At 70.3% G+C, this 25,787-nt stretch carries 21 protein-coding genes, 1 pseudogene and 1 riboswitch; of the genes and pseudogenes, 15 read left to right on the forward strand and 7 right to left on the reverse strand.

Translation table 11 applies throughout. The annotated features are described in order from the left end of the window. Positions 1-34 precede the first annotated feature (34 nt). The 3 genes from JKJ07_RS06935 to rnhA form a co-directional block, all read right to left on the reverse strand. Entirely contained in the window at positions 35-904 is an 870-nt protein-coding gene (locus JKJ07_RS06935) for a hypothetical protein (protein ID WP_202990390.1), read from the reverse strand. 63 nt (positions 905-967) lie between these two features. Beyond that, a complete protein-coding gene (locus tag JKJ07_RS06940) occupies positions 968-2,086 on the reverse strand; it encodes an epoxide hydrolase family protein (protein WP_202990391.1) in 1,119 nt (372 codons plus the stop codon). Continuing rightward, entirely contained in the window at positions 2,083-2,550 is a 468-nt protein-coding gene (rnhA, locus tag JKJ07_RS06945; protein ID WP_202990392.1) for a ribonuclease HI, read from the reverse strand. Before rnhA ends, JKJ07_RS06940 begins: the two co-directional genes overlap by 4 nt. A gap of 69 nt (positions 2,551-2,619) precedes the next feature. On the opposite strand from rnhA, the gene JKJ07_RS06950 reads away from it, so the two are divergent. The 11 genes and pseudogenes from JKJ07_RS06950 to JKJ07_RS07000 all read left to right on the forward strand — a co-directional run bounded on the left by JKJ07_RS06950 (position 2,620) and on the right by JKJ07_RS07000 (position 11,337). Then, positions 2,620-3,612, forward strand: coding sequence for an ABC transporter ATP-binding protein (locus JKJ07_RS06950; protein ID WP_202990393.1), 993 nt, complete (start codon positions 2,620-2,622; stop codon positions 3,610-3,612). Beyond that, on the forward strand, positions 3,609-4,367 hold the full coding sequence (locus tag JKJ07_RS06955; RefSeq protein WP_202990394.1) for an ABC transporter permease: 759 nt from the start codon (positions 3,609-3,611) through the stop codon (positions 4,365-4,367). The genes JKJ07_RS06950 and JKJ07_RS06955 overlap by 4 nt, the downstream gene beginning before the upstream one ends. Positions 4,368-4,487: 120 nt before the next feature. Beyond that, positions 4,488-5,335: pseudogene (locus JKJ07_RS06960) on the forward strand (ABC transporter ATP-binding protein). Next, positions 5,332-6,123 (forward strand): ABC transporter permease, encoded by a 792-nt coding sequence (locus JKJ07_RS06965; protein WP_202990395.1) that lies wholly within the window; start codon positions 5,332-5,334, stop codon positions 6,121-6,123. Before JKJ07_RS06960 ends, JKJ07_RS06965 begins: the two are co-directional and overlap by 4 nt. Next, on the forward strand, positions 6,084-7,247 hold the full coding sequence (locus JKJ07_RS06970; protein ID WP_307834151.1) for a sensor histidine kinase: 1,164 nt from the start codon (positions 6,084-6,086) through the stop codon (positions 7,245-7,247). The genes JKJ07_RS06965 and JKJ07_RS06970 overlap by 40 nt, the downstream gene beginning before the upstream one ends. After that, positions 7,244-7,861: a response regulator gene (locus tag JKJ07_RS06975; RefSeq protein WP_202990396.1), complete on the forward strand. Its 618-nt coding sequence runs from the start codon at positions 7,244-7,246 to the stop codon at positions 7,859-7,861. Before JKJ07_RS06970 ends, JKJ07_RS06975 begins: the two co-directional genes overlap by 4 nt. A 112-nt stretch (positions 7,862-7,973) precedes the next feature. Next, the gene (locus JKJ07_RS06980; RefSeq protein WP_202990397.1) at positions 7,974-8,219 is read left to right on the forward strand and encodes a hypothetical protein; all 246 of its coding nucleotides are present in this window, start codon (positions 7,974-7,976) and stop codon (positions 8,217-8,219) included. Between the two features lies 1 nt (position 8,220). Next, positions 8,221-9,147, forward strand: coding sequence for an FAD:protein FMN transferase (locus JKJ07_RS06985; protein ID WP_202990398.1), 927 nt, complete (start codon positions 8,221-8,223; stop codon positions 9,145-9,147). Beyond that, positions 9,144-9,866 carry a ferric reductase-like transmembrane domain-containing protein gene (locus JKJ07_RS06990; protein WP_202990399.1) on the forward strand — a complete coding sequence of 241 codons (723 nt, stop codon included), beginning with the start codon at positions 9,144-9,146 and terminating at the stop codon, positions 9,864-9,866. The genes JKJ07_RS06985 and JKJ07_RS06990 overlap by 4 nt, the downstream gene beginning before the upstream one ends. Beyond that, the gene (locus JKJ07_RS06995) at positions 9,863-11,071 is read left to right on the forward strand and encodes an NADH-ubiquinone oxidoreductase-F iron-sulfur binding region domain-containing protein (RefSeq protein ID WP_202990400.1); all 1,209 of its coding nucleotides are present in this window, start codon (positions 9,863-9,865) and stop codon (positions 11,069-11,071) included. Before JKJ07_RS06990 ends, JKJ07_RS06995 begins: the two co-directional genes overlap by 4 nt. Then, the gene (locus JKJ07_RS07000) at positions 11,068-11,337 is read left to right on the forward strand and encodes a ferredoxin (protein ID WP_202990401.1); all 270 of its coding nucleotides are present in this window, start codon (positions 11,068-11,070) and stop codon (positions 11,335-11,337) included. The genes JKJ07_RS06995 and JKJ07_RS07000 overlap by 4 nt, the downstream gene beginning before the upstream one ends. Here the strand turns inward: JKJ07_RS07000 and phoA are convergent. Then, a complete protein-coding gene (gene phoA, locus JKJ07_RS07005) occupies positions 11,306-12,655 on the reverse strand; it encodes an alkaline phosphatase (RefSeq protein WP_202990402.1) in 1,350 nt (449 codons plus the stop codon). The two genes, JKJ07_RS07000 and phoA, sit on opposite strands and share 32 nt — an antisense overlap. Positions 12,656-12,872: 217 nt before the next feature. Here phoA and JKJ07_RS07010 point away from each other — a divergent pair, with 217 nt between their 5' ends. Then, on the forward strand, positions 12,873-14,054 hold the full coding sequence (locus JKJ07_RS07010; protein ID WP_202990403.1) for a hypothetical protein: 1,182 nt from the start codon (positions 12,873-12,875) through the stop codon (positions 14,052-14,054). A gap of 216 nt (positions 14,055-14,270) precedes the next feature. Next, a riboswitch (cyclic di-GMP riboswitch) is annotated at positions 14,271-14,350 on the forward strand. 90 nt (positions 14,351-14,440) lie between these two features. After that, positions 14,441-17,269 carry a Calx-beta domain-containing protein gene (locus JKJ07_RS07015; protein ID WP_202990404.1) on the forward strand — a complete coding sequence of 943 codons (2,829 nt, stop codon included), beginning with the start codon at positions 14,441-14,443 and terminating at the stop codon, positions 17,267-17,269. A 58-nt stretch (positions 17,270-17,327) separates the two neighbouring features. Here JKJ07_RS07015 and JKJ07_RS07020 read toward each other — a convergent pair whose 3' ends face one another. From JKJ07_RS07020 to JKJ07_RS07030, 3 genes are read right to left on the reverse strand one after another with little or no spacing between them, the layout of a single operon-like run. Next, entirely contained in the window at positions 17,328-19,283 is a 1,956-nt protein-coding gene (locus JKJ07_RS07020; protein ID WP_202990405.1) for an ABC transporter ATP-binding protein, read from the reverse strand. Further along, the gene (locus tag JKJ07_RS07025) at positions 19,280-21,016 is read right to left on the reverse strand and encodes an ABC transporter ATP-binding protein (RefSeq protein ID WP_202990406.1); all 1,737 of its coding nucleotides are present in this window, start codon (positions 21,014-21,016) and stop codon (positions 19,280-19,282) included. Before JKJ07_RS07025 ends, JKJ07_RS07020 begins: the two co-directional genes overlap by 4 nt. After that, positions 21,016-21,609 carry a TetR/AcrR family transcriptional regulator gene (locus JKJ07_RS07030; RefSeq protein ID WP_202990407.1) on the reverse strand — a complete coding sequence of 198 codons (594 nt, stop codon included), beginning with the start codon at positions 21,607-21,609 and terminating at the stop codon, positions 21,016-21,018. Before JKJ07_RS07030 ends, JKJ07_RS07025 begins: the two co-directional genes overlap by 1 nt. A gap of 49 nt (positions 21,610-21,658) precedes the next feature. Here JKJ07_RS07030 and JKJ07_RS07035 point away from each other — a divergent pair, with 49 nt between their 5' ends. Both JKJ07_RS07035 and JKJ07_RS07040 read left to right on the forward strand, forming a co-directional pair. Further along, complete coding sequence (locus tag JKJ07_RS07035) at positions 21,659-23,941, forward strand: putative bifunctional diguanylate cyclase/phosphodiesterase (protein WP_236028456.1); 2,283 nt, start codon at positions 21,659-21,661, stop codon at positions 23,939-23,941. Positions 23,942-23,992: 51 nt separating this feature from the next. After that, a complete protein-coding gene (locus tag JKJ07_RS07040) occupies positions 23,993-25,663 on the forward strand; it encodes an alkaline phosphatase family protein (RefSeq protein ID WP_307834152.1) in 1,671 nt (556 codons plus the stop codon). Positions 25,664-25,787: the final 124 nt, after the last annotated feature.

A 25,787-nucleotide genomic window follows, 5' to 3' on the forward strand; every position in this document is an offset into this window, starting at 1 on the left:
AGACGGTACGGCGGGGGTACGACAGAAACCGCCGTCAGGAGCGACGAGGCTTCGGCACGCCGAGATTGGTCGTCGGCTCGTCCGGCAGGGCGGTGCTGTTGGGGACCTTCGCGCGGAACACCCGGTCGGGCGGGAGCCGATAGGTGGTGGCCTGCACGAGCTCGTCGGGGACGGTGTGCTTGCCCACCGAACGCGGCTCGTCCTCCGGCTCGTCCTGATCGCCGGCCGCCCGGGAGACATAACCTCCCGTACGGGAGAGATTGGCGGGGCTGCCCGGCTCCGGGTTGACGGATCGAGAGTGGGGCGCGGGCTCGGGCAGGTGCCGAGTGGGTTCGGCGGGCGTGGGGCGACCGGCCTCGGCCAGGCGTACGGGGTCGGTGTCGGGAAGAGGCGGGGGCGCGGCGGGGTCAGTGTCGGGAAGAGGCGGGGGCGCGGGGAGGTCGGGGTGCCGCGGAACGGGGAACGGCTGGTAGTTCACGCCGCCGACCGCGCCCGGTTCGGCCACTGTGTTGGGTGGGGGCGGCGGCGGGGCCGGAAAGCCGAGCGCCATCCCGTGCCGGGTGGACTCCGCGGAGCTGCGCTGACGCGGGCGCCGGTCGGTGGGGTCCGAGGCCGGTGGCTCCGAAGGAACATGGGCAGCCGCCTGGGGAGCAGTGGCCGGGGCGACGCCCTGATGCCGGACGGCCCGCCCGGGATCAGCGTCGGGTGACCGCTTGGGCACCGTGGTCCGCACGGCCAGGCTGAAGACCCGGTTCGAGGCGGTCTCGTAGCCGTCCCGGTAGGCCTCGTCGCGATCCTGCTTCAGCTGGCGGCGCTGGTGGACGCGCCCGGCCGCATATCCACAGCAGGCGACGAACAGGGCCAGCAGGATGAAAATCAGCACAGAGTCGCCCGGCGCGGTCATGGCCCAATTGTTGCGCTTTCAATAGACCGGGAGCTATGGCCCGTTTGACGTACCCCGATCGTATTAACCGGAGGGCGCGAGGGCGGCCACGCACGCCCGGACCTCGTCGACGAACAACTCGGGCTGCTCGAAGGCGGCGAAGTGCCCACCCCGGGCCGGCTCGTTCCAGTAGCGGATGTCGGTGAAGCGGCGCTCGGCCCAGCGGCGTGACGGGCGCGGATTCTCGCGCGGGAAGATCGAGCAGCCCACCGGCACCGATACGACGGGGGCCGCGCTGCCGTCGCCCCGGAAGACGGCCTGAACTTCGGGAAAGCTCTCCCAATACATGCGTGCGGCCGACGCCCCCGCGCCGGGCAGCCAATACATCATCAGGTTGTCGAGCAATTGATCACGGGTGAGCGGGTCGCCGTCCGTCCAGGCGTGGAACTTCTCGATGATCCAGGCGCACAGCGCGGCGGGGGAGTCGACCAGGCCGTACCCGATGGTCTGGGGCCTGGTGGACTGCACGAACGAATACCCGTCGCCCTGCTGGGCCGCGGCGAGATCGTCCAGGGCGGACTGCTCGGCCGGCGTGAGCGAGTCGAACGTCGCCGGGTCGGGCGCGACCAGCGGCGGCACCAGGTGCAGCCCGATGATCCGCGACGGGTGCCGGAGCCCCAGCGCGGTGCTGACGCTCGTGCCCCAGTCGTGGCCCTGGGCGACAAATCGGGAGTAGCCGAGCCGGGACATCAGCTCGGCCCAGGCGTCGGCCACCCGCGACACGCCCCAACCGGCCTCGGCGGGCGCGTCGCTGAAGCCGTAACCGGGCAGCGACGGCACCACCACGTGGAACGACTGCGACAGCGGCCCGATCACGTCGAAGAACTCGACGATCGAGCCCGGCCACCCGTGCGTGAGCAGCAGCGGCACGGCATCGGCGCGCGCTGACCGGACGTGCACGAAGTGGATGCCCAACCCGTCGATCACCGTACGGAATTGGGGGTGCCGATTGAGTCGATCGCGAGCGGCGTCGAAGTCGTAGCCCGAGGCCCAGTACGCGCACAGGCCCGAAATATCCGACAACGGGGAGCCCTGAGTCCACCCCGGCAGGGGCGAGGACGACGGCCATCTCGTACGGGAAAGGCGGTCTCGCAAATCGGTGACGTCGGCGGCAGTGATCGGGACGGAAAACGGAGCGATCACGCCCCACCGACGATCTTTCCCGAGGCGACCGCCTCCTGCAGGCCCCGCGCGGCCAGCCGGTCGGCCCGCTCGTTCTCCGGGTGCCCGGCGTGCCCCTTCACCCAATGCCACTGCACGTCATGACGCTTGACGGCCGCGTCGAGACGCTGCCACAGGTCGACGTTCTTGACCGGCTGCTTGGCCGACGTCTGCCAGCCGTTGGCCGACCAGCGTGGCAGCCACTTCGTGATGCCGTCGCGCACATAGATGCTGTCGGTGTAGAGCTTGACCGTCATCGGCTCCCGGTTGAGCGTCTCGAGCGCCCGGATCGGGGCCATCAGCTCCATCCGGTTGTTCGTGGTCGACTCCGCGGTGCCGCCGCACAGATCCTTCTCCTTGGCGCCGTAGCGCAGCACGGCGCCCCAGCCACCCGGGCCGGGGTTGGGGACGCACGCCCCGTCGGTGTAGATCTCCACCACGGTCATGTGAGCACCTTAACGGCGCGGCCCCGCCCACAGCCGGGGAGGAACGGACGCCACGTAAAGTGGTTGACCGTGACGGACGAGGCGGTCGAGGTACGCGACATCGTCGTGCGCTACGGCGACACGACCGCGGTCGACGGTGTCTCGCTCACCGTCCCGCGCGGCCGGGTGCTCTCCCTGCTCGGGCACAACGGGGCCGGCAAGACGAGCCTGCTGCAGGTCTGCGAGGGCTTCCGCCGGGCCGACGGCGGCACGGCCCGGGTGCTGGGCCTCGACCCGATCGACGATCACGACGCGTTGATGCCCCGGCTCGGCATCATGCTGCAGTCGGGCGGCGTCTATCCGTGGGCGACGGCGGGCGAGATCCTGCGCCTGTTCGCCTCGTTCGCGGCCACCCCGCTCGACGTCGACATGCTGCTCGACCGTCTCGGCCTGCGCAAATTCGAGCGTACGAGGTGGCGCCGGCTCTCCGGGGGCGAGCAGCAGCGCCTCTCGCTGGCCATCGCGCTGGTGGGCCGGCCCGAGCTGGTCTTCCTCGACGAGCCGACCGCGGGCATGGACACCGAGGCCCGCCACACCACCTGGCAGCTGATCGAGGAACTGCGCGCCGACGGCGTGTCCGTGCTGCTCACGACGCATCTGCTCGACGAGGCCGAGCGCCTGGCCGACGCGGTCGTGATCATGCGCGCGGGCGTGGTCGCCGCGACCGGCTCGCCCGCCGAGCTCACCGCGGCCGCCGGCATCGACCTGCTCGAGGTGCGCGCCGACCCGGGCCTGGTGCCCGCGGGCCGGCTGGCCGACTTCAAGGTCACCGAATCCACGCCGGGCGAGTATTCGATCAGCGGTGCCCTCGACGCGACGGCGATCTCCGAAGTGGTCGGCTGGTTCGCCGGCGCCGGCGCGCAGGTCACCGCGGTCAACACGCGACGCCGAACTCTCGAAGACGTCTACCTTAAGCTGACAAAAGCCGATAGATCGGGCGGCTCAGGGGTCGACGTTGTCAAGGTGCGCGGCGGCCATGCGGAGAGCAGCGACCAGACGACCGGGGAGCGGGTTCACCGATGAGCGGCACTTTCGCCCCGGCTCCCGGGCGGGCTCCCGTGCGCAGCGTCGTGGCCAGCCAGATCCGGATGGAGCTGACGTTGACGGCGCGGCGCGGGGAGGCCGTTGTGCTGGCCCTGGCCGTGCCGCTGCTGGTGATGCTCGGGGCCGGGCTGACCGAGGTCACCAACGTGCCCGGCGACGACCGGCTGGCCTTCGTCGTGCCCGGCGTGCTGGCGTTGACCGTGCTGTCCACCGCGTTCACCGGGCAGGCGATCACCACCGGTTATGAGCGCAGCTATGGGGTGCTCAAGCGGCTCGGCGCGTCCCCGCTGAGCCGGCCCGGCCTGCTCTTCGCAAAGACGGCCGCGGTGCTCGGGCTGATCGCCGGGCAGTTGATCGTGCTGGCCGCGGTGGGGGCGGCCGTGGGCTGGCGGCCGCATCTCGAGGCGCTGCTGCCCGCGCTCGGGGTCACCGTGCTGGCCACCGCGGCGTACAGCGGGCTGGCTCTGCTCATGGCGAGCCTGCTGCGGCCCGAGGCCACCACTGGCGCGGCCACGCTGATCTATGTGCTGATGCTGGCGGCCGGCGGCATCATGTTCGCCGCCCCCGATCTGGGCACGGCGGGCTGGTTCTTGTTGCCGCTGGCCGCGCACGCGGAGGCGCTGCGGGCCACCCTGTCGCACGGCGAGAGTGTGCCGCTCGCGATCTGGCTCAGCCTGGCGGCGTGGGCCGTCGTCATGGTGACGGCCGCCGCCAAGAAGTTCCGCTGGGAATAGTGACGGCCGCCGCCAAGAAGTTCCGCTGGGCATGACCTTCTAAAAACAGGCTGTCCACCGATCGGTTGACAGCGATTGACGACCGCACGGTCGTCCCCGCCGCGACGGAAAACCAGCAGGATCGATGGCATGACAGCCATTGAGGTGCGCGGCCTGCGCAAGGCCTACAAGGGCCACGAGGTGGTCCGCGGCATCGATCTAGAAGTGGCCCGCGGCGAGGTGTTCGCCCTGCTCGGCCCGAACGGCGCCGGCAAGACCACCACCACCGAGATCCTCGAGGGGCACCGCAGGCGCGACGGCGGCGAGGTGCGGGTGCTCGACGCCGACCCGGGGACGGCCGGGTCGGACTGGCGGGCCCGGATCGGCATCGTGCTGCAGGACACCGACGACGCCGCCGACCTGACCGTGACCGAGATGGTCAAGCACCTGGCCGGGTTCTATCCCGAGCCGCGGCCGGTGGCCGAGGTGATCGGCCTGGTCGGGCTCGAGGAGAAGAGCAAGAGCCGGATCCGTACGCTCTCCGGCGGTCAGCGCCGCCGGCTGGATGTCGCGCGCTCGGCATCGTCGGCCGGCCCGAGCTGCTGTTCCTCGACGAGCCGACCACCGGCTTCGACCCCGAGGCGCGCCGCCAGTTCTGGGATCTGATCCGTGAGCTGGCCGCCGAGGGCACCACGATCCTGCTCACCACCCACTACCTGGAGGAGGCCGAGGCGCTGGCCGACCGGCTGGCCGTGTTGTCGGGCGGCCGGATCGTCGCCGAGGGCACCCCGGCCGGGCTGGGCGGGCGGGCCTCGGCCGGTTCGCGGGTGACCTGGCTCGAGAACGGCGTGCAGCACAGCGAGCAGGTGACCGACCCGGCGCCGCTGCTGCGCAAGCTGCTCGCGGCCGAGGTCGACCTGGCCACGCTGACGATCACCCGCCCGTCGCTCGAGGACACCTACCTGAATTTGATCGGAGCGAACCGATGAGCACTGTCGCCCTGGGGGTCAGCCGCGGCCACGTCGAGCTGCTCCAGTTCTTCCGCGACCGTACGGCCATGGTCTTCACGTTCGCGTTCCCGGCCCTGCTGCTGCTCCTGTTCGGCACGATCTTCTCGGACTCGTACGACCAGCCGGGCGTGAGCGCCGCCCACGTCTTCTCGGCCAGCATGATCGCGTACGGGGTGCTGACCACCGCGTTTGTCACCATGGGCGCGGGGCTGGCCATGGACCGCGAGGACGGCACGCTCAAGCGCCTGCACGGCACGCCGATCAGCGCCACCTCGTACGTACTGGGAAAGCTCCTTCTGGTCCTGATCCTGGCGGTCGCCGAGGCGGTGCTGATGATCGCGGTGGGCGCCCTGGTCTTCGGCATGTCGCTGCCCGACGCGTCGCACTGGCTGACGTTCGCCTGGATCTTCGTGCTCTCGGTGATCTCGTCGTCGCTGCTCGGCATGGCGGTCAGCGCGATCGTCAAGCATGCCCGCACGGCCGGCGCGATCCTCAACGTGCCGGTGGTGGTGCTGCAGTTCATCTCGGGCGTCTTCATCTATCCGGTCATTCAGCTGCCGTCGTGGCTGATCACGGTCGCGTCGTTCTTCCCGGTGAAGTGGATGGCCCAGGGCTTCCGGTACGTCTTCCTGCCCGACGGCATGCGCGTCAACGAGCCGGCCGGCCAGTGGGAGCTGGGTCGCATCGCCTTGGTGCTCGGCGCCTGGTGTGTGATCGGATTGGTGCTGTGCCTGACGACGTTCCGGTGGAGCCGGTCCGACCGGTGAAATCCGACGACCAGGTCCCGTATCCGGCCTTCTGGGATCTCTACACGGCGGTGATCGCGGTCGCGGTGGTGGTCGTGATCGCCGTCGGCGAGTCGCCCTGGCCGGCCAAGCTCGGCGCGGCCGGGGCGATCGCCGCGATGGCCGTGCTGCACGCCGTCTTCGGGCGGCGCCTGGTGCGGGCCGACCGGCCGAGCGGCCGCCTGCTCGCCGCGCAGCTCGTCCTGTTCGCCACGGCCGTCACGCTGGTGCCGGAGTCGAACTGGCTGCTCTTCGGCCTGATCCCGTTGATCTTCCAGCTGGCCGGGCTGCGCACGGCGATGGTCGGGGTGGTGCTGGCCAACACCGCGCTGCCCGTCTCCGATCTGATCCTGCGCCCCGAGGCGTTCGGCCCCGACCTGGTCATCGCGACGATCTCGGCCGCGGCGGGCATCTGGCTCGGCTTCTGGATCATCCGGGTGATCGAGCAGAGCCAGGAGCGGCACCGGCTCAACCAGGAGCTGGAGGCCAGCCGGGCCGAGGTCGCGCGGCTCTCCCGCGAGGCCGGCGTCACGGCCGAGCGGTCCCGGCTCGCGGCCGAGATCCACGACACGCTGGCCCAGGGCTTCACCAGCATCATCACACTCCTGCAGGCGGCCGACCCCGAGCTCAAGGACGAGAAGATCGCGCTGGCCGTGCGGACCGCCCGCGAGAACCTGGCCGAGTCGCGGTCGCTCGTGGCGGCCCTGTCGCCCTCGCCCCTGGCCTCGGGGTCACTTCCTTCCGCCGTACGGCGTCAGGTCGATCGCTTCGCCGAGGAGTCGGGCGTCCGGGCCGGCCTGCGCGTGACCGGCGACGAGCGGGAACTGCCGACGGCGGCCGAGGTCGTGCTGCTGCGGGCCGCGCAGGAGGCGCTGACCAACGTACGGCGGCACGCGTCGGCCCGGGAGGCGGCCGTGCTGCTCGCGTACGGTCCCGGCTCGGTCCGGCTGGTCGTGCGGGACGACGGCTGCGGGTTCGAGCCCGGGGCGGCCGACGGCTACGGGCTGTCCGGCATGCGGGCGCGGGCCAAGCAGGTCAGCGGGGCGGTCACCGTGCGAAGCGACCCCGACACCGGCACGACAGTCGAAGTGGAGGTGCCGGCGTGATCCGGATCCTGCTGGTGGACGACCACCCCGTCGTGCGGCACGGGCTGCGCGGCATGCTCGAGGCTGAACCCGACCTGACCGTGATCGGCGAGGCGTCGTCGGGCGCCGAGGGGGTCGAGCGGGCGGTGGCCCTGCGGCCCGACGTGGTGCTGATGGACCTGCGGATGCCGGGCGGCGACGGGGTGGCGGCGACCGAGCAGATCGTGGCCAAGACCTCCGGCGTACGGGTCATGGTGCTAACCACGTACGAGGCGGACCGGGACATCCTGCGCGCGATCGAGGCCGGCGCCGGTGGCTACCTGCTCAAGGACGCGTCGCCGACCGAGCTGGCCGACGCCGTGCGGGCCGCCGCCCGGGGGGAGACCGTGCTCGCCCCGAGCGTGGCGTCGTCGCTGGTCAAGCAGGTGCGCAAACCCGCGCCGCCGGCCCTGTCGGCGCGTGAGACCGAGGTGCTGCGGCTGGTGGCCCGGGGCCTGACGAACGCCGACATCGGCAAGGAGCTGTTCATCTCCGAGGCCACCGTCAAGACCCACCTGCTGCGCACGTTCAACAAGCTCGACGTGGCCGACCGTACGGCCGCCGTCACCACCGCCATGGAGCACGGCCTGATCTGAGGCCGCGACTCTCACAGGAACCGCCAAGGCCGCCCACAGGGCAGGGCCAAGGGGAACGCGCACCGTAGTTGAGGTGTCCACCAGTCGGGGACCGCAACGAACGGAGGCACGGATGGAACGGGAGTCCGGCCGGCGCAGCGCCGTGCTGCTCACCGGCGTCCTGGTGGCGGCCAGTGTCGCGGGGACCGCCGCCGTGGCCGCGGCGGCATACGCGTCCTCGTCGGTCACCACGACCGACGACTCGGCCAATTCGTCATCGTCATCGTCCTCGTCTTCCTCGTCGACCGAGGACTGGCCGTCCCTGTCCGGCGACAGCTCGTCGTCCGGCGGGCAGTCCGCGACCTCCGGGGGTTCGTGACATGCCGCTCATCGAGGCATTGCCCGTCGGCGTTGATACGGCCCAGTGGAATGTCTGGGGGACCGTCGCCCGGGTGGTCGTCACCGACCCCGAGCGCTTGAGTTCGGCCGCCGCTGTTCTCAAGGCCGAGCTGGCCGCCGTCGACCGGGCCTGCAGCCGGTTCCGCGACGACTCCGAGCTGCGGCGAGCCTGCACCGGCCGGCCCGTCACGGTCAGCCCGCTGCTGGCCGAGCTGGTCGCCGCGGCGCTGACCGCGGCCCGCGAGACCGGCGGCGACGTCGACCCGACCGTGGGGGCGGCGCTGTGCGGCCTCGGCTACGACCGGGACTTCGCGGCGCTGACCGGGCGCGAGGTGGCGCCAGCGGTCCGCGTCTTCACGGCCCCCGACTGGCGGTCCGTGCGGCTCGAGGACCGCGAGCTGACCGTGCCGGCCGGGGTGCTGCTCGACCTGGGGGCCACGGCCAAGGCGGTCACCGCCGACCGGGCCGCCGCCCGGATCGCGGCCGAGCTCGGCGTGGGCGTGCTGGTCGCGCTGGGCGGAGACATCGCGACCGCCGGCGACGGGCCCGACGGCGGCTGGCGCGTGCTGGTGCGGGACCGTCCGGAAGACCCTTCCTGCACCGTACGGCTTCCGGCGGGCGCGGCTATGGCCACGTCGAGCACGGCATCGCGTACGTGGGGCCGGCCTGGCGAACTGCTGCACCACATCGTCGACCCGCGCACCGGCCGGCCCGCGCCGCGCGTGTGGCGTACGGTCTCGGTCGCCGCTTTTTCCTGCTTGCGGGCCAACACCCTGAGCACGGCCGCGATCGTCCGCGGTCACGACGCCCCGGCCCTGCTCGGCGGCGCACCCAGCCGGCTCGTCACCCCGGCCCTCGACGTGCTGCGGCTCGGCGGGTGGCCGGCGTCTTTTGCGGGTCTGTCATGACCGACGCCCTGTGGTATTTCGCGCGGGGCAGCGGCGTGGTCTCGCTCGTGCTGCTGACCGTGGTGGTCGCGCTGGGCATCGGCGCCCGCAGCGGCCGTACGGCGTTCGGCCTGCCCCGCTTCGCCGTGAACCTGCTGCACCGCAACGCCGCCCTGCTGGCCGTGGTGTTCCTGGCCGGGCACGTGGTCAGCCTGCTCTTCGACCCGTACGCCCAGCTGCGCGTCTTCGACCTGGTGCTGCCGTTCGCGGGCAACTACCGCCCGGTCTGGCAGGGCCTGGGCACGCTGGCGTTCGACCTGCTGCTCGCCATCGTGATCACCAGCCTGCTCCGCAAGCGGCTCGGCGCCCGGGTCTGGCGGATCGTGCACTGGCTGGCCTACCTGTGCTGGCCGGTCGCGCTGCTGCACGGCCTCGGCACCGGCTCCGACAACGGCACGGTCTGGCTCTGGACGATCTCGGCCCTGTGCACGCTGCTCGTCGTGGCCGCCGTGGGCTGGCGCCTGGCCCCGTCCTTCTCCCGCTTCCCCGAACGAGCGCGACGGCACATCAACCCACGCCTGCTCCCCGCCCCCACCCCAGCCCTGACCCAGCCCGGCACCCCATCCCAGCCCGGCACTCCGCCCCAGCCCGGCACTCCGCCCCAGCCCGGCACTCCGCCGCCGGCCCATTTCGGCGCTCGGGCGTCGGCTCAGCCCGGCTCGTACGAGGAGGTTCGATGACCAGCGTCGCGGAGGCACCACCCGGCAGCTCGGTGGAGTCCAGGCTGCTTGCCGACCCCGCCGGGACCCGGCTCGACGTCCACCTGACCCAGCACGGCCGCCTGCCCGCCGCCGACCTCACCCAGGTGATCGGCATGGCCCGCGACGCCGGGCTGACCGGTCGCGGCGGCGCCGGCTTCCCGTTGTGGCGCAAGCTCGCCGCCGTCGCGGCCACCAACCGGCCCGCCGTGGTGATCGCGAACGGCGCCGAGGGCGAGCCGGCCAGCGGCAAGGACAAGGCCCTGCTCGCGTACGCGCCGAACTTGGTTCTCGACGGCCTCCAGTTGGTCGCGGCCGGAGCCCGGAGCGCTGTTCTCTATGTGCCCGCCTCGGCCCACCCCGCACTGGCCCGCCTGCTCGACCAGCGCCGGTCGGCCGGGCTCGATCGGGTGCCGGTCCGGCTGGTCGCGGCGCCCGACGCGTTCGTCGCGGGGGAGGAGAGCGCGGTGGCGTCGGCCGTAGCGGGCCAGGGTGCGGTCCCGGCCGACAAGCTGGTGCGGATCACCGACGCGGGGACCCTGGTGCAGAACGTCGAGACACTCGCGCACCTGGCGATGATCGCGCGCTACGGGCCCGGCTGGTTCCGCGCGGCCGGCACCTATGACGAGCCGGGCACCTTTCTGGCCACGGTCAGTGGCGCGGTCGCGTCACCGGGCGTGGTCGAGGCCGGTTACGGGGTGGCGCTGGGTGACCTGATCGCGGCCGCGGGTGGGGCCACGGCGCCACTCGCCGCGGTGCTCGTCGGTGGGTATCACGGCGCCTGGGTGCCGGCCGACCCTCGCCTGCCGGTCAGTCGCGCGGCTCTTACGCCGTACGGGGGCAGTCCCGGCGCCGGCGTGATCATGGCGCTGCCGGTCGGCGCGTGCGGGCTCGTCGAGACGGCCCGGATCGCCGGTTATCTGGCCGAGCAGAGCGCCGGCCAATGCGGGCCGTGCGTCAACGGTCTGCCCAGGCTCGCGAGCACGCTCTCCGACCTGGCCGCACGCCGAGCCCGACCGGGCCTGCCGGCCGAGGTCGAGCGGTTGGCCCGCCTGGTCACCGGTCGCGGCGCCTGCCGCCACCCGGACGGCACGGCCCGCCTGATCCACAGCGCCATGCGCGCCTTCCACGCCGACGCCACCGCGCATCTGGCCGGACAATGCCTGGCCGAGAGGAGCCACCGATGAGCCACGCCGAGACGACGAGGATCGGCCGCGGGCAAGAGCCGGCAAGCCGCCGCTTGCACGTCGACTGGACGGCGTGTGACGGGCGCGGCCTGTGCGCCGAGTTGCTGCCCGAGTTGCTCACTGAGGACGACTGGGGCTTTCCGGTGGCCCGGGGTGACATGACGGTGCCGCCGGCCCTGGAGCCGGCGGCACGTCAAGCGGTGGACCGTTGCCCGGCCCTGGCCTTGCGACTGGTCAGCGAACGCCCAGCGCCCGCTTCATCGTGAAGAACAGGTCGGTCTGGTTGGTCACGCCGAGCACGTTGGCCGCCTGCGGGCCGCCCGCGGCGATCCGCACCTCGGTGCCGGTGTGCTGCTGCGAGCCGGTGATCTCGGCCGTGGCGTAGCTGATCGTCATGTTCGCGTTGTCGTGCGTGATCAGCGTGGCCGTGTAGCCGAGGGTCGCCTCCTCGACGATCTGGCTGGTGTGGCCGTGGTCGGCGGTGACGACGACCAGGGTGTCGGGGTTGCGCTTCTGGTATTCGAGCACCTTCTTGATCGCGGCGTCGAAGGCCACGGTCTCACCGATCTGGCCGCACGGGTTGGCCGCGTGGTCCTGCTTGTCGATCGAGGCGCCCTCGATCTGCAGGAAGAAGCCCTGGCGGCTGTGCTTGGTCTGCTTGTCCAGCACGTCGATCGCCTTGGTGGCCATGTCGACCAGGTGCGGCTGCGTCGCCGTACGGGCGGTGTTGACCTCACACTTGGCGGGCGTGGTGCCCGTCCGCGTCGGCTTCGGGCCGACCCACTCGAGGTCCATGTTGTTCTTGGCGAACGCGCCCAGGATCGGCTTGTCGCCCTTGGCCGCGGCCAGCCCGGCGGCGTCGGTCACGACGTGGTAGCCGTTGGCCTGGGCCTGCTGGGTGACGGTCTTGCCCTTGTACTGCCCGGCCTTGACGGTCTGGTCGAAGTACTGCTTGCCGCCGCCGAGCAGCAGGTCGGGCTTGGTCTGCACGAGCTGCTCGGCGATCGAGCCGGCGCCGCCGTTGACCTTGTCGTTGACCGCGCAGGTGGCCATCGCGTCGGGGCCCTTGCAGTCGCGGTTGATCACGTGCGAGCCGAGCACGGCCGGGGTCGCGTCCTGCAGCTCGGCCGTGGTGACGTCGCCCGTGCGGTAGCCGGCCTTCTTGGCCAGCTCGAGGATGGTCGGCTGCGGCTTGCCGTCCGGGGTCACCGAGATCGCGCCGTTGTAGGTCTTGCGGCCGGTGGCCCAGCCGCTGCCCGAGGCGGCCGAGTCGGTCACGTACTCGGGCTTGCTCGGGTCGTCCTTCTGCACCGCGTACGTGGTGTAGGCGCCGGTCAGCGGCAGCTTGTCCATCGCCAGGCGGCCGTTCGCGCCGACCTGGTAGTTGCGGGCGATGGTGATCTCGCTGTCGCCCATGCCGTCACCGATGAGCAGGATGACGTTGCGAGCCTGACCACCCTTGATCGCCTGCCGGGCGGCCTGGGTGTTGTCGTGGTGGCCGTCGCCGGCCAGGGCGGCCGACGGAATCGCGACGACCGCGGCCGCCACCAGCGCCAGGGTCTTCTTGGAACGCAGAGCATTCATTAATGCGCACTCCAATATGCGTGGAAGCTTGGTCAACCTCACGCCATCAGTCTCGTCCGGCTTTCCGGTGGCCAACAGGTTACGAACAAGCCAACTCGGGCCGGATGTGATGTTCGGGATGAACGGACAACAACCACGCGCTGTCAGTTCCCTGAGATCGCCGCGACGCGTAAGTGGAGAGGCATCCCCATTTGATCATGCCGTCTAAGCTCGTGCGGTGCTGAGGATCGTGCGGCTCGTGCTCGCGGTGGCGATCACGGCTACCGCCGCCCTGGGCGCGGCCCGCCTGACCGCACCGGCCGGCGGCGGCATCTCCCCGCAGCTGGCCTTCCTCCGCGCCGAGCTGGAATCGGGCGCGGCCGAGCAGGCGCAGGAGCTCTTCCCCGAGGGCTATTTCTTCCTGTACGCCCTGTACGGTCTGACGGCGGTCGACGAGGGCCGGGCCGACGACGCGCGCTGGGCCCTGACCCACCTCGAGTCGGACGCGGGCCGGGCCCCCTTCGGCGGCGACATGCCCCTGCGGTACGGCGTCTTCTACCGCGGCTGGGTCAACTGGCTGCGCGGCGGCATCGTTTCCTTGTCGCGCGACCCCGCCGAGGTGCGGAGGTTCGAGCAGGACTCGGCCGAGATCGCCGCCGCCTTCGACGGGTCCCCCACGCCCTACCTGGTCTCCTATCCCGGCCAGGCGTGGCCGGTCGACTCGACGGTGGCCATGGCGTCGCTCCGCCTGCACGACAAACTGCTCACCCCCAAATACGACGTCACGACGATCGTCTGGCTGGCCAACGTGCGGGCGAGCCTCGACCCCGCCACCCAGCTGATCCCGCACACGGCCGACGCCGACACGGGCGAGCCCACCTCCGGGGCCCAAGGCACCTCGCAAAGCATGATCAACCGCTTCCTGCCCGAGATCGACGCCGACTTCGCCACCCAGCAATACACCCGATTCCGTACGTGGTTCCTCGACGCCCCGCTGGGCCTCGGCCCCGCCGTACGGGAGTATCCGGTCGGCTTCGACGGCCCCGCCAACGTCGACTCGGGCCCGCTCGTCCTCGGCATCAGCCTCTCCGCCACCGCCGTCACCATCGGCGCCGCCCGCGTCCACGGCGATGCTTCCCTGGCCACGGGCCTGTCCCAGTTCGGCGAGGTGGCCGGCCTACCGCTCTCCACCCCCTGGACCAAGCGGTACGCCCTCGGCCTGGCCCCGATCGGCGACGCGTTCCTGGCCTGGTCCAAGTCCGCCCGGTTGTGGGTCGCCACCCCGCCCGCGGAACCGCCGTCCCGCCACATCTCCATGTGGTGGCGCCTGCCGCTGCTCACGCTGTTCCTGGCCGTGGGCACCGCGCCGTGGCTGCTGCGGGCCGCCCTCCGACGCCGACGGCTTACGGTCTCCGCCTGACCAGACCGGTCTGTTTGCCGGCGTCCGGGCTGGTCGAATGCATGCTGCGGCACCCCTCGGCTTAGAGCGTTTGGCCGATTTAAGCCGAAAAAACCGTTCCGCCGGTAACGAGGCGATAGGCCGGTTAGATTACGGAAGGCGAGAAGCCGGATCTTTCTCGGTTTTCGCTGCTCGGCCGGCCCAAGCCGGTTTCCCCGAGCCCCGCCATCGGTGCGGTACCCGAACAGGCAAACCCGCCGCGAGGCGGAGACGCAAAGCCAGGGGCCTCCCCCGACGGAGGCAGCCCAGCCGCCGAAGGAGAACAGAAGGACATGGCCTATTCAGAAGCCCATGCGGCGACGAGCGGCTCCGTTCCGTTCGCGCTGTTTGGCAAAAAGCCCGTGCGGATGGTGCTTTCTGCCGCCGTCGCAGCTGCCATCGGCGTTGCGCCCGCACTCGTGTATTCCTCGCCGGCGATGGCCGACCCGGGTGACCTTGTGCTCACGCCCCAGTCGACCACGGTCGCTGAGAACGGCATTCTCACAATCGACTACAAGTACAACGGGGCGGCAGTCAACGCCAGTCCCGCTTCGTACTCGATCAGCGCTGTTCCGTCGGTCAGCGCGAACCACGCCAGCTCCACGGACTTCGCACTCACCAGCGCCGCCACTATCTCGGTCGACACCACCCACACCACTGGCACCATCACGGTGAAGGCGGCGGCTGACCAGATCTACGAGGGTGACGAGACCTTCGTGGTCAAGGCGGTCAACGGGAGTGACGACACCGCGACGACGGCGGATCTGACGATCACCGACGGTGACGCGCCGTCCTTCACTCTGACGACGCCGGCGTCGACGACGCCGGCTCAGGAAGCCGCGGCCGGCTCGCTGACCCCGGCCAAGGCGACGGTCACGGCGGCGCTGCCCACGGGTTGGACGGCCGAGAAGGCCTACACGGTCAACCTGACCACTCTCGACGGCACCGCTAAGGTCGCGACCGACTACACGGCGCTGGCGAACAAGGTCGTGACGATCCCGGTCGGCGGCACTTTTAAGGCCGAAGATGTGACGATCACGAGCGACGGCCTGAAGGACAGTGCGCTCGTCGAGGACTTGACGGTGCTGGGCACCGGTCCTGCGAGCAATGTTCTGCCGCAGCAGGTGAAGGTCCAGATCAAGGACGACCCGAAGGATGCGGTCGACCCCGTTCTGAGCATTGCCAAGGCCGCTGACGCCAAGGAAGGCACGAGCGCCAGCTTCAAGGTCACCGCCGACCACGGCTCCGACACCGAGATCAAGGCCTGGTGGTCGTCGCTGACCACCACGCCGATGACCGGCCACGGCACCGCGACTGCCGGCACGGACTTCGACTACGACGCCGACGCGACCAAGCGGTTCGTCACCGTTCCCGCCGCCACGGCGCCGAATCCGGCGGCAGGCACGGTGGCCGCCAATATCCTGATCCCGCTCAAGAAGGACGACGTCTACGAGCAGCCCGAGGACTTCACCATCGGGCTGGACAAGGCGACGGGTGCCACGGTCGGCACCCCGGCGTCCGCCATGGGCACGATCATCGACGAGAAGGACCTGACCACCGGTGTCACGCCGGTCAGCATCGACGAGGGCAACAACGGCCGCAAGCCGGCGACCTTCACCGCGACGCTGAGCCAGGCCGCTTCCACCCCGGTCACCGTGATGTGGAAGACGACCCCCGGCACCGCGACGGCCAACGTCGACTACATGCCGACCAGCGGCACGGTCACCTTCCCGGCCGGCTCCACCAAGCAGACGTTCACCGTCGACATCAACGGTGACCTGATGGACGAGCCGGACGAGACCTTCAGCATCGCCACCTCGTCGGAATTCGTCGGCTACAGCCCCTCGACGGCCCTGATCACGATCAAGGACGACGACGCCGCCCCGACGTTCAAGTTCGACAGCGTGACGATGGACGAGGGGAACATGCCGCACGCGGTCCTGCTCCCGGTCAAGCTGAGCAACCCCAGCTCCCAGGCGATCTCGTTCGACGTCACGGACACGACGGGTTCCGGCGCCGGTGCGGCCTCGGACACCTTCAACGTGAACACCATCGGCTCCGGTGACTACAGCCTGCTGACCGAGGGCAACGCGACGGTGAACATCCAGGCCGGCGAGACCGAGGGTTACGTCGTTGTTCTGGTGAACGGCGACAAGATCCACGAGAAGGCGGAGTGGGCGAAGTTCACCGCCACGCCGTCGGCCGGCACTATCGCCAACCTGGCGACGGGCGCCGCGGCCACGACGTCGACGCTGACCCTGTCGAACGATGACAAGGCGCCGGACCTCGAGATCAACAATGTGACCGGCAAGGAAGGCGAGACGGTCCAGGTGACCGGTGTCGTCAGCGGCTGGGCCGACGACGACATCAAGCTGACCGTCGTCTTCGCCGGCGGCGCGTCGGACGGCAAGCGGGCCGCGAGTGCGGACGACTTCACCAACCCGGGTGCCACCCCGTGGACCATCGCCAAGGGCACGGTCGAGGGCACTGTCATCGACGTGGCCAAGGTTCCGCTGCTCGTGACGCCCGGCGCTGAGCCGGCCGAGACCATCCGGGTCACCGGTTATGGCGAGGGCAACGTCGGCACCGTGACCGAGGGTGTCATCACCATCGCGGCCCACGGCACCGCGCCGGAGGAGCCGGGTGAGCCCGGTGAGGCTCCCAAGCCGACCATCATGGCGAAGCCCACGAAGGTTGTCGGCCCGTCCAAGGTCGAGGTCGAGGGCACTGTTGCCCCCGGCAAGCAGGTCCAGCTGTGGAGCGCGACCGTCGGTGGCGGCGCCCTCAAGTGGGTCAAGAACGTGACCGCTGACGAGGACGGCTACTACTGGTTCGAGCAGAACATCACCTGGGGCACGCGCTTCGCGACGCTCTCGCAGGGCGTGAAGTCCAACGAGATCGCCGTGTGGGTGCAGCAGGACCCGGTGTTCGTGGTCTCGACCTCGACCAAGGGTCAGCTGAACCTGGGCGTCAAGGGCATGCCTTGGGGAGCCGGTCAGACCGCTGCCGTCCAGCAGTGGGTGAACGGCGCCTGGGTGACCAAGTGGAGCGGCAAGACGGGCGCCGACGGTGTCTGGCGCGGTTCGCCCAAGTTCAAGTCGGGCACCTCGGTCGTCCTGCGGGCGTGGGTTGGCGGCGAGCCTGGCAAGGGCACCCTGCCGGCCTTCACCGACCAGATCAAGTCGACCGTTAAGTAAGTAAAGAACGAAGACGGGGGCAGCCACTCGGCCGCCCCCGTCGCCTTTTGTTCAGAGCTCAGTCGACCTCGGCCACCGCCTGCGCGAACTGCGCCGAGTACAACCGCGCGTAGGCCCCACCGGCCGCGATCAGCGACTCGTGGGTGCCCTGTTCGACGATGGACCCGTTCTCCATCACCAGGATCACGTCGGCGTCGCGGATCGTCGACAAGCGGTGGGCGATCACGAACGACGTGCGGTTCTCGCGCAGCGTCGCCATCGCCCGTTGGATCAGCACCTCCGTACGGGTGTCGACCGAGCTCGTGGCCTCGTCGAGGATCAGGATCGACGGCTCGGCCAGGAATGCGCGGGCGATCGTGATCAGCTGCTTCTGGCCGGCGCTGACGTTCGAGCCCTCCTCGTCGATCACCGTGTCGTAGCCGTCGGGCAGTGTGCGGCAGAACGCGTCGACGTGGGCCGCCTCGGCCGCCGCCTGCACCGCGGTCATGTCGAACGAGTCGGCCCCGTACGCGATGTTCTCCGCGATCGTGCCGCCGAACAGCCACGTGTCCTGCAGCACCATCCCGATCTCCTCGCGCAGCTGTTCGCGCGGCATCGTGGCGATGTCGACCCCGTCGAGCAGGATCCGCCCCGAGTCGACGTCGTAGAAGCGCATCAGCAGGTTGACCAGCGTGGTCTTGCCCGCACCGGTCGGCCCGACGATGGCCACGGTCTGACCGGGCGCGACGGACAGCGACAGGCCGGAGATGAGCGGCTTGTCGGGAACATAGCGGAACGAGACGTCGTCGAAGACGATCTCACCCCGTACGGGAGGAAGGTCCTTGACTGCGGGATCGGGCGACTGCTCGGGCGCGTCGAGCAGGGCGAACACCCGCTCGGCGGAGGCGACACCCGACTGGATCAGGTTGGCCATCGAGGCGACCTGGGTCAGCGGCTGGCTGAACTGCCGCGAATACTGGATGAAGGCCTGCACCTCGCCCAGCGACAACGACCCCGAGGCCACCCGCAGGCCACCGACCACGGCCACCAGCACGTAGTTCAGGTTGCTGATGAACATCATGGCCGGCTGGATCAGGCCGCTGATGAACTGGGCGCGGAACGACGACGCGTACAGCTTATCGTTGTGCTCCTGGAAGACGGCCGAGGCCTCGTCCTGCCGGCCGAACACCTTGACCAGCGAGTGCCCGGTGAACATCTCCTCGATGTGCCCGTTGAGCCGGCCCGTGGTGGCCCATTGCGCGACGAAGTTGGGCTGCGAGCGCTTGCCGACGGCGGTGGTCACGAAGAACGACACCGGCACCGTGACCAGCGCGATCAGGGCGAGCAGGGGAGAGATCCAGAACATCGCCCCGAGCACCCCGACGATCATCAGCAGCGACGTGATGAGCTGCGCGAACGTCTGTTGCAGGGTCTGCGCGATGTTGTCGGTGTCGTTGGTGGCCCGGCTCAGCACCTCGCCGCGGGGCTGCTGGTCGAAATACGACAGGGGCAGCCGGGACAGCTTCGCCTCGACCTCCTGCCGCAGGTGATAGACCGCCCGCTGCACCACGGTGGCGGTGATCCGGCCCTGCAGGATGCCGAACAGCCAGGCGAACACGTAGACGATCGCGACCCAGGCCAGCACCCGGGCCAGCTGGTCGAAGTCGATGCCCCGGCCCGGCGTGAAGTCGAGCGCCGAGAGCAGGTCGGCCTGGGTGTTCTCGCCCCGGGCGCGGAGGGCCCCGATCACATCGTTCTTGGTTTCCCCGGGCGAGAACATCTGCCCGATCACGCCGCGGAAGATCACGTCGGTGGCGTGGCCGAGCAGGTAGGGGCCGATCACGGACAGGGCGACGCTGACCGCGCCGGCCAGCATCACGAAGCCGACCAGCACCCGCTGCGGTTTGAGCCGGCGCAGCAACCGCAGGGTCGAGCCCTTGAAGTCCTGCAGTTTCTCGGTCGGGGCGGGCCCGGCCATCATCCGGACGGCGGGCGGTCCACCCACCGGCGGTCCGGGTCGACGAGGCGCGGTCATGCGGTGGCCTCCTGAGCCGTGAGCTGCGAAAGAACGATTTCCCGGTACGTGGCGTTGGTGTCCATGAGCTCGGCATGAGTGCCGGTGCCGGCCACCCGGCCGTCGTCGAGCACCACGATCCGGTCGGCGTCGCGGATCGTGCTGACCCGCTGGGCCACGATCACCACGGTGGCGTCGGCGATGTGGTCGGTCAGCGCGGCCCGCAGCGCGGCGTCGGTGGCGTAGTCGAGCGCCGAGAACGAGTCGTCGAACAGGTAGATCTCGGGCCGGTGCACGAGCACCCGGGCGATCGCGAGCCGTTGCCGCTGGCCGCCCGACACGTTCGTGCCGCCCTGGGCGATCGGGGCGTCGAGCCCGCCCTCCATGCGCTCGACGAAGTCACGGGCCTGGGCCACCTCGAGCGCCTGCCACAGCTCCTCGTCGGTCGCGTCGGGGTTGCCGTACCGCAGGTTGGAAGCCACCGTGCCGGTGAACAGGTAGGGCCGCTGCGGCACCAGGCCGACCAGCCGGGACAGCAGGCCCGGGTCGAGCTCGCGCACGTCGACGCCGTCCACCAGCACCTGGCCGCCGGTCGCGTCGAACAGCCGCGGCACCAGGTTGAGCAGCGTGGTCTTGCCGCTGCCGGTGCTGCCGATGATCGCGGTGACCTCGCGCGGCCGGGCCGTCAGGCCGATCCCGCACAGCACCGGCGACTCGGCGCCGGGGTAGTGGAAGTCGACGTCGCGCAGGTCGAGCCGGCCGTGCTGGGTGACCTCGGTGACGGGCCGGGCCGGCGGGGCGACGCTCGACTCCGTGTCCAGCACCTCCTCGATCCGCTCGGCGCAGACCTCGGCCCGCGGGATCATCACGAACATGAAGGTCGCCATCATGATCGACATGAGGATCTGCATGAGGTAGCTGAGGAACGCGGTGAGCGCGCCGATCTGCATCGCGCCGGAGTCGATGCGGTGGCCGCCGAACCAGAGCACGGCGACGCTGGACAGGTTCACGATCAGCATCACGCTCGGGAACATCAGCGCCATCAGCTTGCCGGCCTTGAGCGACACGTCGGTCAGCTCGTCGTTCGAGACCTCGTAGCGCTCCTGCTCGCGCTCGTCGCGGACGAACGCGCGGATCACCCGGATGCCGGTGATCTGCTCGCGCATGACCTGGTTGACCCGGTCGATCCGCTTCTGCATCGAGCGGAACAGCGGCCGCATCCGCACGATGATCAGCGCCACCACGGTGACCAGGATCGGGACGATGACCAGCAGCAGGCCCGAGAGCGGCACGTCCTGCCGCAGGGCCAGCACGATGCCGCCGACGCACATGATCGGCGCCGAGACCATCAGCGTGAAGGTCATCAGCACGAGCATCTGGATCTGCTGGACGTCGTTCGTGGTGCGGGTGATCAGCGAGGGGGCGCCGAACTGCCCGACCTCGCGGGCCGAGAACTCCTGCACCCGCGAGAAGATCGAGCCCCGCACGTCGCGTCCGACCGCCATGGCCGTACGGGCGCCGAAGTAGACCGCGACGATCTGGGTGGCGATCTGGCCCACGGTCACGGCGAGCATCCAGCCGCCGATCTGCATGACGTAGCCCGTGTCGCCCTTGACCACGCCGTTGTCGATGATGTCGGCGTTGAGCGTGGGCAGATAGAGCGTGGCCAGGGTCTGCAGGAACTGGAAGAGCACGACGAGCGTGATGTCTCGCCGGTAGGGCGGTAGATGTTTCCTGAGTAGCTGGATGAGCACTAGTGGGTCCCCCGTCGGATGAGCAGTCCGTCGAGCAGCAGGGATACCGTGTCCTCGCCGCTGAAGTTGTCCGGGTCGCCGAACGGCCCGTACGTGTTGGCGCCGCAGAAGAGCAGCAGCAGTGAGGCCACCGCCGCCGGTGGCCGGCGCAGTTCCTCCGCGCCCGGCGTGATGACCTCGGTGAGCGCCGTGTGCAGCCGCTCCCGGTTCGCGACCATGTGGGCCGGTGCGTCGCCGGTCATCACCAGCTTGCGCGCGGCCGTCATGATCTGTGCGTTCTCCGCGAACCGGGCGTGCAGCAGTTCGGCCGCCCGCACGAGCCGGTCGCGCAGCGGGGCCGACCGGTCGATCGCGGCCAGCGCGTCGACAGTCGGCTGGGCGTCCAGCGCCTTGATCACCGAGCACACGACCAGCGACGTCTTCGTCTCGAAGACCCCGAAGATCGTGCCCTCGGCGACGCCGGCGGCCTGGGCGATCTGCCGGGTGCTGACGTCGACCCCGTGCTCGTGCAGCAACGGGATCGTGGCGGCGATCAAGGCCTCGCGCCGCTCCTCGGGCGCGAGCGCGGGCACACGCCGTCGTTTGTTCTCCACGTCCGACCACTCTAATGAGCGAGCACTCACTCAGCCACTGACATTTGTCATGACCCCCGAAAGACTCAGGTTGCAGAACGGTGAGCCGATCGAGGCGCCCGTGCGGAATGTCGAGATGGACGATCACACTGCCGAGTACTGGGCGCGCCAGCTGCGCATCGGGGCCGGCATCGCGGCCGTGGTCACCGCGATCGGCGGCGCCCGCATCGCGATGGGCTGGGACCCGCTGGACCGGTGGTGGCTGATCCCGGTGGCGCTGGCCGTACTGGCCCAGCTGGCCCTGTTCTCGCTGCCGTGGAGCCGGCTGGTGCGCGACGGGCGCACCAAACGCTGGCTGGTGGCCTGGTGGTTCGGCGAGCTGCCGGTGATGCTGCTGTTCGGCTGGGTCGACCCCGACGGCTGGATGCTCTATCTGCCCGCCGCGGTGCTGCTGCTGGTCACGGCGGCCGCCCTCTGGTCACCCCGCTTCGTCATCGGCCTCGGCGTGATGGCGATCGGTGGCTACGCCGTCCTGCTCCCGGTCCGCGCGGGTACCACCGCCGGCACCACCTTCGTGCTCGTCGCGATGATGGCCTGCGTGGTCGGCCTGACCGCGATCTACGCGAAGAGCCGGCGCTGGCTCGACGACCGCCGCCAGGCCACCGAGCACCGCGCCGAGACGATGCTGGCCGCCTCGGCCGACGCGGTGATCGCCATCGGGCCGGACACCACGATCCGGTACGCCAACGAGTCCGTCGGGCAGCTCCTCGGCTTCGAGGCCGCCGCGATGGTCGGCAACCGGCTCAACGAGCTGCTGCCCGACGAGCGCCGGGTCCTGGCCGGCACGTTCCTGGACGATCTGCTGGCCCTGCCGACCGGGCAGAGCAGGCGGGCCGAGTCGCAGCTGCGCAACGCGGAGGGCGAGTGGGTCTACCTCGACGTGCTCGCCACCAACTGGATGGACGACCCGGACATCGAGGCCGTCGTGGTGAGCCTGCGCGACATCGGCGCCCGCCGCGCGCTCGAGGACAAGCTGCACCTGCAGGCGTACACGGACTCGCTGACCGGCATGCCCAACCGCGCCCTGTTCCGGCGGCGGCTGGAGGAGGCCGTGTCGGCCCCCGGCGGCAACCCGGTCACCGTGCTGCTGCTCGACCTCGACGACTTCAAGCTGGTGAACGACAACCTGGGGCACAGCGCGGGCGACGACCTGCTCTCGACGATCGCCGGTCGGCTGCGCCGGCACGTACGCCCCTCCGACGTGCTCGCTCGCCTCGGCGGCGACGAGTTCGCGATCCTCATGCACGACCTCGAACCGGGTGACGCCGCCGCGCTGGCCGAGCGGCTGGTCCGCACGATCCGCGAACCGATCCGCCTGGCCAGCCGCGACGTCACCTGCTCACTGAGCATCGGCATCGCCACCTCGACCGCGTACGGGGAGAACGGCTCCTCGGCCGACCACCTGCTGGGCAACGCCGACCTGGCGATGTACGCCGCCAAGCGGGCCGGCCGCAACGGCTACGCCGTCTTCGACCCGACCATGACGATGTCGGTGCTGGAGGAGGCGCAGCTGCGCAGCGACCTGGAGCACGGCCTCGAGCACGACGAGTTCCTGGTGCTCTATCAGCCGGTGGTCGACATGCAGACCCAGCGCGTCACCTCGGTCGAGGCGCTGGTGCGCTGGCAGCACCCGCGCGACGGGCTGCTCGGCCCCTATCACTTCATCGCCGCCGCCGAGGCCAACGGCCTGATCGTGCCGCTCGGCCGGTGGGTGCTGCGGGAGGCCTGCACCCAGCTCGCCCGTTGGCGGGCCGAGTCGCCGGCCGCGGCCGACCTCAAGATCAACGTCAACCTCTCGGCCCGGCAGTTCCAGTACGCGGGCCTGGTCGACGACGTCGCCGCCGCGCTCGCGGACGCCGGGGTCGACGCCGCCTCGCTCACCCTCGAGATCACCGAGTCGATGCTGATGGAGGACATCGAGACCGCCAAGCGCACCCTGCACGCGCTGCGCGGGCTGGGCGTACGCCTGGCCATCGACGACTTCGGCACCGGCTACTCGTCGCTCAGCTATCTCAAGCAGCTCCCGGTCGACGTCATCAAGATCGACAAGACGTTCGTCGACGACGTGCACATCGACGACGACGACGTGGCCCTGGTCGACGCCGTGGCCGGCCTCGGGCAGGCGCTCAAGATGCAGACCGTGGCCGAGGGTATCGAGACCGACGAGCAGTGGTCGACGCTGCGCAGCATCGGCATCGACCACGGGCAGGGCTACCTGTTCGGCAAGCCCGCGGCCCCGGCCGAGATCAACGCCCTGCTGGCCGGGGTGAGCGCCATCTCCGCCCACGGCTGAACCGCGAGCCCTCACCCAGCGTGTACCTGATGGCAGGTGTGTAATCCAGCGGTGAGGAAGTTCCCAGTGTCGGTCAACAAGCACGTACGCCGGATCGGCGGCGCGGTGGTCACCACCCTCGCCGCGCTCCTCGTCTTTCTCGCGCTGGTGGTCCCCGACCAGATCACCCGGCTCCCACCCGGCAACTTCTGGGGCACGGCGCTGGTCCGGGTGCCGATCGAGGGCCTGCTCGTGGCGGCCCTGCTGCTCGTGCTGCCGGCCCGGGCCCGCCGCGTCACGGCCACCGTGTTCGGCGTCCTGCTGGGCGCGCTGACCGTTCTGAAGATCATCGACATCGCGTTCTTCGCCGTGCTGGCCCGCGCGTTCGACCCGGTGCTCGACTGGATGCTGTTCAAGGACGGCTTCAACTTCCTCACCGACTCGGTGGGCAAGGGCGGCGCGATCGGGGTGGCCGCGGGCGGCGTCCTGCTGGCCGCGCTGACCCTGGTCGCGATGACCTTCTCCGTACGGCGTCTGGCCCGGCTGCTGCCCACGCATCCGCGCCTGGTCCGGGGCGGCGTGGTCACCCTCTCCGCGGCCTGGGTCACGCTCGCCGTCATGAGCTTCCAGCTCGTCGGCGGCATCCCGGTGGCCAGCCAGACCGCGACCGACCTGGCCCGCGACACGGTGCTGGCGGTCCCGCAAGACATCGAGGACCGCAAGAGCTTCGCCCGCGAGGTGCAGGACGACGACTTCCGCGACCTGCCGCAGGATCAGCTGCTGAGCGCGCTGCGCGGCAAGGACGTGATCATCGGGTTCGTCGAGAGCTACGGCCGCGACGCCGTCGAAAATCCCGCCTTCAACCAGCCCGTCGCCGACAAGCTGCGCACCGGGCAGCAGGAGCTCGCGGCCAAGGGCTTCCACGGCCGCAGCGGCTATCTGACCTCGCCCACGTTCGGCGGCGGCAGCTGGCTCGCGCACTCGACGTTCCTGTCCGGCCTCTGGGTCGACAACCAGAACCGCTACCGCAATCTGGTGGCCACCGACCGGCTCACGCTGACCTCGGCCTTCGGCAAAGCCGGCTTCCGTACGGTCGGGTTCGAGCCCGGCGTCACGTTCGCCTGGCCCGAGGGGCAGTTCTACGGCTACCAGCAGATCTACGACTCGCACACGCTGGGCTACCACGGCCCGATGCTGAGCTGGTCGACGATGCCCGACCAGTACGTGATGAAGAAGGTCCACGACTACGAGTTCGGCAAGGCCAAGCGCCCGCCGCTGCTGGCCGAGGTGACGCTGACCTCCAGCCACACCCCGTGGACGCCGGTGCCGACCATGCTCCCGTGGGACAAGATCGGCGACGGCTCGGTCTACGGCCCCGAGGTGGCGGCCGCCGAGAGCCCGCAGCAGCTCTTCGCCGACGGCAAGAAGGTCAAGCAGGCGTACGCCGGGTCGATCGCCTACTCGATCGACAGCCTCATCTCGTACGTGCGGGATTTCGGCGACGACAATCTGGTGCTCGTGCTGCTCGGTGACCACCAGCCGGCCTCGGTCGTGGTCGGCACCAACTCGACCAAGGACGTGCCGATCTCGATCGTCGCCAAGGACCCGAAGGTGCTCGACCGGATCGGCTCCTGGGGCTGGACCGACGGGCTCACTCCCGCGCCCGACGCGCCACTGTGGCCGATGAACGAGTTCCGCGACAAGTTCCTCACCGCGTACAGCCCGCAGGGCGAGCCGCATTGATCGGTTTCTTGACAACAAATCGACACGGATCTACTCGCGCGTAACTGACGTTCCGTAACCATCATCCGCTTAGATACCCGTCGGAGGCCGCGAGGGGGCGGCCCTCGAGGGTAAGCGGGGAACC

The sequence above is a fragment of the Paractinoplanes lichenicola genome (assembly GCF_016785085.1).
Classification (GTDB): domain Bacteria; phylum Actinomycetota; class Actinomycetes; order Mycobacteriales; family Micromonosporaceae; genus Actinoplanes; species Actinoplanes lichenicola.